The organism is Halalkalibacter suaedae, assembly GCF_017939705.1.
GTDB lineage: Bacteria > Bacillota > Bacilli > Bacillales > Bacillaceae_D > Halalkalibacter > Halalkalibacter suaedae.
Genome location: NZ_JAGKSQ010000004.1, coordinates 374,038 through 386,636, shown reverse-complemented (window position 1 = coordinate 386,636; position 12,599 = coordinate 374,038). Strand labels below are relative to the sequence as shown.

Annotated in this window: 10 protein-coding genes; 5 read left to right on the top strand and 5 right to left on the bottom strand. The window is 39.1% G+C overall.

Annotated features, from left to right (window positions below; genetic code table 11):
- Together J7W16_RS12300 and J7W16_RS12295 are read right to left on the bottom strand one after the other, a co-directional pair.
- A complete protein-coding gene (locus J7W16_RS12300; protein WP_210597592.1) occupies nucleotides 1-612 on the bottom strand; it encodes a TetR/AcrR family transcriptional regulator in 612 nt (203 codons plus the stop codon).
- 136 nt (nucleotides 613-748) lie between these two features.
- The gene (locus tag J7W16_RS12295; protein WP_210597591.1) at nucleotides 749-1,654 is read right to left on the bottom strand and encodes a hypothetical protein; all 906 of its coding nucleotides are present in this window, start codon (nucleotides 1,652-1,654) and stop codon (nucleotides 749-751) included.
- A 541-nt stretch (nucleotides 1,655-2,195) separates the two neighbouring features.
- Here J7W16_RS12295 and vanR point away from each other — a divergent pair.
- The 5 genes from vanR (at nucleotide 2,196) to vanT (ending at nucleotide 8,093) form a co-directional block, all read left to right on the top strand.
- Complete coding sequence (gene vanR, locus J7W16_RS12290; RefSeq protein ID WP_210597652.1) at nucleotides 2,196-2,900, top strand: VanR-ABDEGLN family response regulator transcription factor; 705 nt, start codon at nucleotides 2,196-2,198, stop codon at nucleotides 2,898-2,900.
- The gene (locus J7W16_RS22460) at nucleotides 2,893-4,014 is read left to right on the top strand and encodes a sensor histidine kinase (protein WP_419095832.1); all 1,122 of its coding nucleotides are present in this window, start codon (nucleotides 2,893-2,895) and stop codon (nucleotides 4,012-4,014) included. The genes vanR and J7W16_RS22460 overlap by 8 nt, the downstream gene beginning before the upstream one ends.
- A 128-nt stretch (nucleotides 4,015-4,142) precedes the next feature.
- Nucleotides 4,143-5,198 (top strand): D-alanine--D-serine ligase VanG, encoded by a 1,056-nt coding sequence (gene vanG / locus J7W16_RS12280; protein ID WP_210597590.1) that lies wholly within the window; start codon nucleotides 4,143-4,145, stop codon nucleotides 5,196-5,198.
- Nucleotides 5,195-5,953, top strand: coding sequence for a M15 family metallopeptidase (locus J7W16_RS12275; RefSeq protein WP_210597589.1), 759 nt, complete (start codon nucleotides 5,195-5,197; stop codon nucleotides 5,951-5,953). The genes vanG and J7W16_RS12275 overlap by 4 nt, the downstream gene beginning before the upstream one ends.
- Nucleotides 5,954-5,957: 4 nt before the next feature.
- On the top strand, nucleotides 5,958-8,093 hold the full coding sequence (gene vanT / locus J7W16_RS12270; RefSeq protein ID WP_210597588.1) for a serine racemase VanT catalytic subunit: 2,136 nt from the start codon (nucleotides 5,958-5,960) through the stop codon (nucleotides 8,091-8,093).
- A gap of 580 nt (nucleotides 8,094-8,673) precedes the next feature.
- On the opposite strand, the gene J7W16_RS12265 is transcribed toward vanT, so the two are convergent.
- The 3 genes from J7W16_RS12265 to J7W16_RS12255 form a co-directional block, all read right to left on the bottom strand.
- Nucleotides 8,674-9,585 carry a glycoside hydrolase family 43 protein gene (locus J7W16_RS12265; RefSeq protein ID WP_210597587.1) on the bottom strand — a complete coding sequence of 304 codons (912 nt, stop codon included), beginning with the start codon at nucleotides 9,583-9,585 and terminating at the stop codon, nucleotides 8,674-8,676.
- A gap of 103 nt (nucleotides 9,586-9,688) precedes the next feature.
- Nucleotides 9,689-11,413: a glycoside hydrolase family 35 protein gene (locus tag J7W16_RS12260; RefSeq protein ID WP_210597586.1), complete on the bottom strand. Its 1,725-nt coding sequence runs from the start codon at nucleotides 11,411-11,413 to the stop codon at nucleotides 9,689-9,691.
- Between the two features lie 57 nt (nucleotides 11,414-11,470).
- Nucleotides 11,471-12,595 (bottom strand): glycoside hydrolase family 88 protein, encoded by a 1,125-nt coding sequence (locus tag J7W16_RS12255; protein WP_210597585.1) that lies wholly within the window; start codon nucleotides 12,593-12,595, stop codon nucleotides 11,471-11,473.
- Between the last annotated feature and the right edge of the window lie 4 nt (nucleotides 12,596-12,599).

Genomic DNA, 12,599 nt, shown 5'->3' with positions numbered 1-12,599 from the left:
TTACTTGAAGCCTTCTCTTAATTTTGAGAATACGATTTTCATGTATTCATCGAAATCATTGTTATCTTGCTTGTCTACATCACCTACAGGAAGCTGAACATTAATACTTCCATCAAGTACAGGCATGACCGCACCAAATACCGCACCAATTAATAGGTGATAATACTCATCGGAGTATTCACTACCAAACTCTTCACTGATCCAATTTCTTGCATAGTCCTGTACTCCTTTTAAAGCACCGGTTACATACAATCTAAGAGTTGGATGGCCTTTAGATAATGAAACTAATTCATGTAGTCTTGTTAATTTATCAATCGTAAAACTACGCAGAATATGTAACTCGATCATACTTAATGGTGTAAGACCTTCTAATGCCGAAGACGTCTCTTCTTCTGTTTCTTGAAAATCACCCATCGTCAGAGCACTAGCTATAGCCTCTTCCTTACAGGAAAAATGATTAGCAAATGTCCTCCTTGAAAAACCTGCCTTTTTCACGATATCCTCTACTACAAAACCATCTACCCCACACTCCATCGCTAATTCAAAAGCAGCTTCAGCAAGAGCCTGTCTTGTAGCATTTTTCTTTTTCAGCCTTAGACTTTCTTCTGACATCCCTTCACCCCATTAAATGAACATAGATAAATTTATAACACAAAAATGCACAAAGGGCAACATTGCCCATTGTGCATTTTTTATTATGCGTGCCTGAAAGATTCTTAGACAGGCATCTACCTGATTAAACGGCCTATTAATCGAGCCCTACCCTCTCATCTTCCACAATCCACGTCGCTTTCGATTCCTCTGTTCGATATGTTAGTTCATAAGGACCTTTACCAGATGCGACAAAGTAGATCGGGCCGTGAATCGCTTGGCCTGGATCAACGAATTCGGCCAGGCGATCATCAAATTTATAAAGATCGAGTTCATTCCCCCAGGAATCCGTAATCGTAAATAAATCAACGGATGCAAAAAACTTGCGATCGGATGTATTTTCAAACTCAACTCCAAGATGAACGACATGCTTCGGTGTATATATTTCGTCCTCCAACCTTCTTGGAATGTTATTCCCCCCCGTAAAGGTGATGGTAAAATTCTCAAACATCACGGATTGATTGAAACCATACGTGCCAAGGTCTGTACGGTTTTGTTCCTTACGTTCTTCCTCTTCTTGTGTGCGCACCTCAGCTGATTGGTTGAATGATACTATTAATTGATCCTCATTGTCATAATAACGAATGGTCGGCTCAATCTGATTCTGATAGTAGGTCGATGCTTTGTAGGCTTCACGCAAGTGGGTATCCTGGATACTTGCCACCGTCTCGTAAACTTTAGTCGGCTCAACCACCAGTTCTTCAGGTATGTCAACGAGTAATTCATCCATATTATCACTGAAGTAGACATCGATGGTCTTATGATCAATCATTTCGGCCTTTTCAATTTCAGAATCTTCACGACTACTAAGCCAATGTAAGTAATCTTGAAACTCCTCCTTCGGTAAGCGAATTTCCTCCTTCTCCCAATCAAACAAAGAAATAGATGCCCAGTCTCGTTCCGTTTTTTCATCCTTCATTATTTCTTCTTCTACCATTTCCTCGTTTGTACAAGCAGTCATCGCGATTGTAAGGATCAAAATCAGTCCGTACTTTTTTACCATTATGATCTCCTTCCTATTTTATAAAAGAATTGGGGTGACTCTAACATCCCTTTTTTGCAGGTTTTGATATCACTAGTGACAGGATACGACTCTTAGTTTGGTGATATAACACAGCTAATCTTGCCCTCTTACTTCTTATAGCCATTGTATTAACTGCTTCATTAATGTTTTCAACGTATGTACATTGTTTAGATAAAGGATGACAATCAGAACACCCCACCCTTAAGAACGGAAAATTCCTCTGACACTCCTAAGTATATTGTACTGCCTTCTGTCTTTAGAACAGGATCCGTTTGAGTCACCAGAACCTTTCCTTTTTTTATTTTTTAGAGAAGATGTACTTATTTTCCCGCTTTCATCAATTTGATAAAAACGGTATTACAAGCCCATCTGGTAGGATTGCTTCGTATAACGTTCTTCTTGTTCGAAACCTACTCACCTGTCGCTTATGAATATCATTTCTTGTCAGAAGAACTATGATATAATCCAATTGAAGTTTAGTAGAATGCAGCAATTATCTCTTAACAATGAAGGTGAAGAAATGAGTACAAGTGTTTTAATTGTTGAAGATGAAACAGAAATTGCTAGTTTAATCGAGGTATATCTTACGAATGAAGGGTATGTCGTTCATAAATTATCTAACGGAAAGGAAGCGTTAGATTGTATTCAATCCACAACATTTGATTTAGCCATACTAGATATTATGTTACCAGACGTAGATGGCTTTACCTTATGTCAGCGAATTAGGGAAAAATATCATTATCCTATTATTATGTTAACAGCAAAAATAGAAGATATAGATAAAATTACCGGACTTACGCTTGGTGCAGATGACTATATTACCAAACCTTTTAACCCCCTAGAAATGGTTGCACGAGTAAAGGCCCAATTAAGAAGGTATAAGCGCTATAACCCAACGGAAACATCCGAAAACATCGACGTAAATCCTAAGACATATGATTTTGCAGGATTATATATCAATAAAGACAATCATAAATGTATCCTTTACGACAAACAGCTCCCCCTTACACCGCTAGAATTTTCGATCTTATGGTATTTATGTGAGAACAAAGGGAAGGTCGTTTCATCCGAAGACCTTTTTGAAGCAGTTTGGGGAGAAAAATACATTGATAACAATAACACAGTGATGGCCCATATTGGTCGTTTACGAGAAAAGATGAACGAAAAATCAAGAAATCCGAAGTTTATTAAAACAGTATGGGGGGTTGGCTATACCATTGAGTAATCGTAAGTCAACTTATTTAGGCAAGGACATAACAAGAGCAATATTTTACAGATTCGTTGTTATGGTCATTCTTTTCACTGTTGGATTAATTTTGACCGCTTCTATCTCTGCTTTGATTATATTAAATTCCAACTGGTATCCTAGTGATTACTTCTTTGGGTCACTGTTTCAACTAATTAATATTCATCCCCTTTTGTTACTTGCTGGATGTTGGATTATTGGATTTATTATCATTCTAGTCATTAATTGGAAAAGAATTAGTCGTTATTTTGATACTATCGTGGAAGCAAGTAATGATTTAGTGTCAAAGAATGATGAGCTGATTCGTCTACCGCTAGAGTTAAAGCAAGTGGAAGATCAAATGAATCAAGTCAAGCAAGAAGCGATTCGAAATGAGCGAATAGCAAGGGAAGCCGAGCAACGAAAGAATGATTTAATCGTTTATCTTGCCCATGATCTAAAGACACCCCTTACTTCCGTGATTGGCTATCTAACCTTACTGAGAGATGAACAAGATATATCAAAAGAACTCCGGCAAAAGTACACCTCTATTTCGTTAGATAAAGCTGTTCGGTTGGAAGACTTAATCAATGAGTTTTTTGACATTACTCGTTTTAGTTTAAGTCAATTAACCTTAGAGCCGAGTCAGGTGAACGTAACCCGAATGCTTGAACAAATAGCATTTGAGTTCCAACCACTGATGGAAGAAAAGAATCTAACAATTCAGTTAGACTCCCCTATTGCTATCGAGATGAAATGTGATGTAAGCAAAATGGAGCGAGTGTTTGATAATATTATTCGAAATGCTGTCAGTTATAGTTTTCCTGATAGTACGATCAGCATCAGAATTACCGAAGAAGAACAAGGTGTAACTATTCGATTCTCTAATAAGGGCCATACCATTCCTAAAGAAAAATTAACCCGTATTTTCGAGCGATTTTACCGTTTAGATAGCTCTAGAAGCACCAATACAGGTGGAGCTGGTATAGGACTAGCGATCGCCAAGGAAATTGTCGAATTACATAAAGGAACCATTTCCGTTTCTAGTTCTAACGACAATATTGAATTCACCATTTCGCTTCCAACACTTCGTAGGAATTTTGTAAGAAATTAAATAGAAAATAATCAGATTTTCTTCATCTAATACGAAAGAATAACACTTTCTAGCTTGGTACGATTGCTGTATCAAATAGAAAGTGTTTTTTTATTGTATTGAAAATTTACGAACAAGGAGAAAATCAAATGGAAAAGATAAAAGTTGCTATTTTATTCGGTGGTTATTCTAGTGAATACGAGGTGTCGCTACAATCCGCATATGCCATAATTACCAACCTAGATAAGAATAAATACGAACCTATCATGATTGGGATTACGGAGGATGGCAGATGGCTTCGTTATGATGGCGAGGTCGATCAAATCCGCACTAATACATGGTTTGAGGATCATGATAACTGTTATTCAGTCGTACTATCTCCAGACAGATATGCAAATAAACTTATTGAATTCAAAGAGGATGGATCCGTTCAGACCATAATCATCGATGTTGTTTTTCCGATTTTACATGGAAAACACGGCGAGGATGGTACTGTACAAGGTATTGCTAACCTTGCTGGCATACCTATTGTCGGATGTCATACACTCTCATCAGCCTTGTGTATGGATAAAGACAAAGCTCATCAATTAGTATCCTTAGCGGGCATTCGGACACCCTCCTCCGTTGTCTTGTCAACTAAGTATCTATCATCAGAAGTCGTCGAGGGAACAAACCACCTTACCTATCCCTTGTTTGTAAAGCCGGTCAAAGCAGGGTCATCCCACGGGATCTCAAAGGTTTATCAGAAGGAAGAGCTACAAGCTGCTATTGATCAAGCTTTTCTCTATGATGATCAAGTAATTGTCGAGGAGAATATTGAGGGCTTCGAAGTTGGATGTGCGATTTTAGGGAACGAAACCTTAACTGTCGGTGAAATAGATGAGGTCGAATTGACAACGGAATTTTTTGATTATAAAGAAAAATACACGTTAGAAACGTCTAACATTCACGTCCCTGCTCGAATCAATCAAGAACTCACCAAAAAAGTGAAGGAGACAGCAATCACTATTTACCGTACATTAGGATGCAGTGGATTGGCACGGGTCGATATGTTTGTCACTCCAGAATATGAGCTCGTTTTTAATGAGGTAAATACATTTCCTGGCTTTACGGAACATAGCCGATTCCCAACGATGATGAAAGGCATTGGATTGGAGTTTGGAGCACTTGTAGACAAGCTCATTCTATTAGGGCTAGAGAAATGAGTGAAATAACCTTATCTAAAGAAGACATCCATAAAGGCTACCAAATACTCGTCAACAAGAATCATGCTATTAAAAATCCTTGTCAATTTACCAAACATTTATTACCCATTGGATTAAGATCCAATGAATTATTATTAGAAAAAAATACTGCAAACCTTTTAGGACAGCTGCTTGATTCCATTGCTGCTAAAAATAAAATAGCGCTAGTTAGTGGGTACCGGAGTCTAAAAGAGCAAGAAGAAATCTATCAGACTTCTTTACTAGAGTATGGGAAGCTATTTACGGAAAAATACGTGGCATTACCAAATTGCAGTGAACACCAGACAGGCTTGGCCATTGATTTAGGCGAACAGGCAGAGAAAATAGATTTCATTAGACCCCACTTCCCCTACTCTGGTATTGCTGAAGACTTCCGAAATCAAGCTGCAAAATATGGTTTTATTGAGCGATATCAAAAGAACAAGGAAGCAGTTACCGGCATCTCCCATGAGCCGTGGCATTTTCGGTACGTAGGATACCCTCATGCACAAATCATGCAGGATCATCATCTTTGTTTAGAGGAATATGTAACATTTATTCAGGACTATAAATACGGGGAAAAGCACTATTGTTTTCAGACAGAAAATAAAAAAATAGAGATTTGCTACATTAAGGCAGAAGCGAATCCAATCATCCTGAAAATACCTGATGAGCTCTACTATCAACTATCTGGTAATAATGTTGATGGCTTTATCCTCACAATGTTCGGGGTGTGATGGTATGGGACATTCAAAAATCACCGGAGCACTAGATCTATTTCGTCTACTAGCAGCCTTGCTCGTAGTAGCTGTTCACACTTCCCCATTGTATACGATGGATGAAACAGCTGATTTTGTACTCACTCGTATAATTGGACGTTTTGCCGTGCCATTCTTCATTATGGTAACAGGTTATTTTCTCTATACAGCTATTGCAAAAAGGGACAATGCTTACATAAAAGGTTTTGTTCTTAAAATTGGCACCATCTATTTAATTTCCATCATTCTTTTTTTACCTATCAATTTCTATTCAGGCTATTTTGGAGAAAAATTTTTGTGGGGAGATCTGATCAAGGACATTCTTTTTGATGGTACCTTTTATCATCTATGGTATTTACCAGCTATGATTCTTGGTGTATTCCTTGTTACTGTTGGAATTCAGAGGTTCGGTTTTACTATATCTTTCCTTGTAGCGATCCTATTGTATGGCATCGGACTACTAGGGGATAGTTACTACGGAATTGTTCAACAAACCGATATCCTAACGAGCTTTTACGATATGATCTTTACTCTGTTTGAGTATACTAGAAATGGACTGTTTTTTATCCCTATCTATCTCCTTTTAGGAATGGCAATTTCGAAATCTAATAATAGACTTTCCACCAAACAGATTGTCACAGGTCTAGTTATCTCTAGTGTTTTACTACTTATCGAAGGGCTTTTACTAAACAGTCTTTCTTGGCAAAGACACGATAGTATGTACATCCTACTTGTGCCCTGTATGTATTTTCTCTTTCTATTTTCACTACAATTACCTGGGAAGAATAGCAAAACCCTACGTGACCTTTCCTTAATCATCTATCTAATTCATCCTTGGATGATTGTCCTCGTTCGTGGATTTGCTAAGGTCATTGATCAGGAACAGCTATTCATTTACAACAACTTCATTCATTACTTGATCGTTAGCTTTCTCTCCCTTTTTGCAGGATGGATTTTAACGAAATTTTCACCTAAAGGTAGAAAAAGAAAGATTGATTTATTACCAGACAACAGAGCATGGGTCGAAATTGACCTGGCAGCACTCAGGCATAATGCGAAGGAACTGCAGCGAATACTTCCTAGTCACTGTCAATTAATGCCCGTTGTCAAAGCGAATGCCTACGGTCATGGGGATGTAGCAATTGCAAGGGAATTAATGCGAGCTGGATTGAAAATGTTCGCGGTCGCTACACTAGCAGAAGGAGTACGTCTTCGTCAAAATGGAATTAAAGGGGATATTCTTATTCTCGGCTATACAAATCCAAAAGAACTAGCAAGTTTAGAAAAATACCAACTCATCCAGACAGTAGTAGATTTTCCCTATGCACTGATGCTGAATCAATACCCCAAAAAGGTTAGAGTTCATATAAAAATTGATACTGGCATGCATAGACTTGGCGTCAATGTAGAAAATCTCGCAGAAATCGAAAAGGTATTCGAATGTAAAAATCTAAAAGTCGAGGGGATGTTCTCTCACTTATCGACTGCAGATAGTCTAGCAGATGAAGATGTTCGATTCACCCAAAAGCAAATTCAGCAATTTAATCAGATGATTGATTTACTTAAAGCAAAAGGATATCACACAGGAAAGTTGCATATCCAAGGAAGCTACGGGATATTAAATTACCCTGATTTAGTTTGTGACTACGCACGTCCAGGAATCGCACTATATGGCGTATTAAGTGCCGATGACAAAATACGTGCTAGCGTTCATTTAAAACCCGTGTTATCACTAAAAGCAAGAATTGCCTTAATCAAAGAAATCCAGCCAGGAGAAGTTATTAGTTATGGTAGACAATTCACAGCTAAATCGAATATGAAAATCGCTACTGTTACAATTGGCTACGCAGATGGGATTCCAAGACGCCTATACGAAAACAATGCCTACGTAATGCTGCATTCGAAAAGAGCCCCCATCATCGGTCGAATATGTATGGACCAATTAATGATTGATGTCTCCCATATTCATGAAGTAGAAAACAATGATGTTGTAACGATTATAGGTGTAGATGGAACCGAACAAATACGCTGTGAAGACATTGCACGCCAATCTGGAACCATTACAAATGAGATCCTTAGTGGATTGGGGCCACGGCTAGATTACGTATACTTAGATTAGAAATTCTTTGTACATTGGTCGTGCGAAATGCTCGGGATCTTTGAATAAAGTCCATCCTACAACACAACTAGAAGTTGGGACAAAAGTGATTTAACTAATACAAAATCCGAACAATGATAGATGGCGGACGTAAGCCGCTCCTGAAATATACTTCGCTTTCCGCGGGAAGCCGGTGAGCCTCCTCGTCTACGCCTGCGGGGTCTCACCCTGGGCTTTAAATGAGGCCACTGAAAAAGGTATGATTTTCACCTTTTTTAGTGGCCTTTAAGCAATGAGCGAAACCGTTGCATTCTCTTAAGCCTTGCTAGGAGTGGGTTTCTCATAGCAAGCGTGCAACGAGTGGAGCCATTGCAGCTTCCTCGAATGTGCTAAAAAGGACTTTTTCAGTGGCCTCGCTTTAAATCCCGCAGGAGTCTACGTATATTTCATCCGCTACATGATCGCTTTGTACGGTATTTCAGTTAAACCCTTTAGTTCTCTCCCAGCCTCTAGCCTTTAATCCTAACCTAACTTCGGTTGACATTCCTCTTCCTCTATCATACTTACATACAAAGATTACCCAAAGTAAATATAATACTGATCATCTCCCATAAGCGGCAATCACAGCATGATACTCATCCAAAGTAATCGGCATAACGCCACCGTGCTTAGAATTTACAGCTATGTCCATATCCTCTTCACTTTTTACAAACTGTGCTGCATGTAGATCTGTTGAATAGTAAGGGATATACTTCTTTTCAACTTCATAATGATCTAGCAATAGACACCATTTTTCTTCACCTTTTAATTTGAAGCAAGCTGGGCCCTCTACTCCATAGAGTTCACCCAAATTCGTATCAAGTGTAGTAAATTCCCCAAGCAAGTGGTCAGACACCTCGACCGTAATGCTTTTTACCGTTTCGTCTTTTGAAAAACGATAGTATCTCCCCTGTTCTTCAATAATCGTTGTGTCAATAATATGATTCTCTCTTTCAATGTAAATCTTCGGCTCAGTAAAAGTGATAAAGTCGGTCGTTTTCGAATAGTAGATTTTCTGTTTCTCAGCACCAAAATTCTCTCTAGAGGCCCAGAATACTAAAAAGTCATCGGTTTCTTTGTCATATATCGCTTCAGGAGCCCACACACAACCAGCTGTTTCAGGTCCCACCTTAACTAACCGTTGCTCTGACCACTTCACCAAATCATTAGATTCCCAAACGACCATATGTTGACTTCCAGACCTCTGAACTGCCTCCCAATCCCTACGATAATAGATCGATAAATCAGTACCAATTAGGTAAAATTTATTTTCTTTTGGCGACCGAATAATAAATGGATCTCTTACCCCGCAGTCTCCGAGTGTTGAAGTCAGTACGGGCTTTTTATCATTTACTGTTTCCCAGCGTAATCCATCCTTACTAACCGAAAAATAAACTTGTTCCGCGTTTTCTTTACTCTCTTTTTCATGAATAAAATGCACAAATAAGTAGGCTTCCTGTTTACCTTTATTCATCTCTTAGTCATCTCCTCACTAATGTTCATCGTTATTTTACGGATACTACTATATTAATAAGGAATATTAATAGCTGTACAAATGATGTGTACTAACTCCAACCCTAACCTAACTTCGGTTCATCCAATAATTGAATTTCATTTGCTGTTGTCTTCTCTAATTCTAGCACAGTGATCACATTGTCTTTTTCGTGTAATAGTGGTCCTGGCAAGTATAGTCGTTGTTGTGGTCCTACCGAAGTCCAGTAACGCCCTAAGTTAAACCCATTGATAAAAACATTTCCTTTAGTAAAACCAGCAAGATCGACGAATGTATCGCCACGCTCAGCCGCATCAAAGGTACCCTTAAAGAATTTCGGGTAACGAGTATCTTCTCCATTCTCATAACAGGTAGGCAAGACATCTAATTCAATCGAATGCATTGTCCAATCAAACCAATATTGTTCACCTAACCAAAGATTGCCTACTAATCCTTTTTTATCGGTTAAATGTTTCCCGTAATTTGCACGACCCATATTTTCGACCAAAATCTCTAGCGTATTTACCTCGTTAGGAAAATCGATCGCTACTCGTTCTTCTACATCATTGATATAAATCGTTTTCTCTAGTTTTCCATTAACATATATGTAAGCCCGGTCGCGAATTAAGTCTGTATCGAGATTTAACTGTCCTTGGCGATTTACTTCAGTTGAATAGAGAATATAGCCATACGATTGGCCCGCATCCTCCATACTTAGTGGCACTAGATTCTCTTTTACTACACTTATATCCTGAAGAACGTCAAACAAGCTCACAGATTCATTTACCCTGATTGCACCGTACGTTTTTCTTGGAATTTCATTTTCTACATCTTCTGGTATGTCTTTGTATTTCTTTAGCACTGCCTTTACTTGCTTATACTTTTCCGTTACATCCCCACTCTCAGACAACAAGCTGTCATAATCATAGCTTGTGATTGTAGGGTAATATTTGTCATAATGGTTTGCTCCGTTCATGAATCCAAAGTTCGTTCCACCATGGAACATATAAAAGTTTACCGAATTTTGAATCTGTAATAAATCTTCAAAATTTTTCGCTGTATCCTTTGGGTCTCTAGTAATATGCTCACCTTCCCAATGATCGAACCAACCAATCCAGAACTCTGCTACCATCTTAGGAGAGCCTGGCTTAAACGATTCTAACGCAGCAAAGGCTTCATCAACCTTTGAACCAAAATTAAGTGTCGTTGTCACATTCGGCAATGAGCCCTGTTTAATAAACCGAGGTCCATCTGATGTGAACAAGAAGGTGTCTATGTTGTGCTTTTCATATTGTTTTTTAAGAAAATGCAAATAGTCTTGATCATTCCCGTATGCCCCGTACTCATTTTCGATTTGCATCGCAATAATCGGTCCACCGTTTTTGCTTAAATGCTTCTCCATTTTCGGAAGCAAGACGTCATAGTACTCTTCCACATGTTTCAAAAAAGCTGGCTGACTCGAACGAAGGATGATCTCCTTTTCCGCTAATAGCCATGCTGGTAGACCACCCATCTCCCATTCAGCACAAATATATGGCGATGGACGAACGATGACATATAGCCCTAGAGCTTGTGCTGTGCTAATAAAACGTTCGATATCGGCCATTCCAGAAAAGCTGAACTCGCCTTTCTTTTGCTCATGAAAATTCCACGGTACATACGTCTCCACTGTATTTAAGCCCATTGCCTTTAGCTTTCGTAATCGATCTTCCCAGTACTCCGGGACGACACGAAAATAGTGAATTGCACCAGATAACACTTGAAATGACTTATCCTCTAAAAGAAATTCCCCGTTGCCTGCTTTTAACATTATGTTGTAACCTCCCGCTGCATTAGCTCGTTCATTGTATTTGTCATATCCTTCTTCTTACCAAAACAATTGTGTATTTCCTTTTAACCTTGCAATGCCTTCGACAAAAAAGTAATCTCCATAGATAATTGGTACTTCTAATCCCTTTTGTTCAGGATAATGACTCGTTCCCGCAAGAATTAGTCCGTCTTCTTTTACATTACTCCATGTTCCGTACTTTTCATATAGTGATTTCAGAATATTCACTCCGACCTTTCGATAGAGCTCTGACTCTGTTGATGCTACGTTTTCCGATAATAGTAAGAGACCTGATGCGGCAATGGCGCCTGCAGAGGAGTCACGATATCGTGTAACCTCTTCAGGAATTCGAAAATCCCAATGTGGCACATAATCCTCAGGGAGGTTTGATATAAAGAAGTGAGCTACCTTTTTGGCCGCTAATACGTATTTCTCTTCTTTCGTATAGTGATAGCATAATGTTAATCCGTAGATGGCCCAAGCAGTTCCTCTTGACCAGGCGGAATTCGCCGCATAACCCTGACCACCAATATACTCACGACGCTCACCTGTCTCTGGATCAAAATGAACGATATGATGTACAGAACCGTCTTCTTCTATAAAATGATCAAGTATTGTATCGGCGTGCTTCATTGCCACTGCTCTATACCTCGGATCACCAGTTGTCTCTGATGCCCAAAACAATAGGGAGAGGTTCATCGCGCAATCGATAATCGCATAACCGCTATTCTCATCACCTTCAAACCACGGATTCCAAGCACGAATGAAATTACCATTTGCATTGAAGCGGCCCAACAGTAAGTTTGCCGCTAATAGTGCCCGACGCTTGGAGTCTTCCTCGCCAAGGAGCTTATATCTCGCCACACTTGTGAGGGTCCACATGAAGCCAATGTCATGATCCAATCGGTAGAAATCGGTGATGACAGTATCTAATTGCCGCTCGCAATCCTCAGCAATTTGACGGAGCGATTCCTCTTTCGTATCACGATACACTAACCATAATTGCCCTGGCCAAAAACCAGCCGTCCACCAATGAGGTGCTGCCAACTCATATGTACCATCCTTGCTTAAATGAGGGAAATTGGCACCAATCTTCTTACTCGTTCTACGAATCTTATTTGTAATATCATCCCATGCAGCCTCTACCCATTTTTGCTTATCCATGATC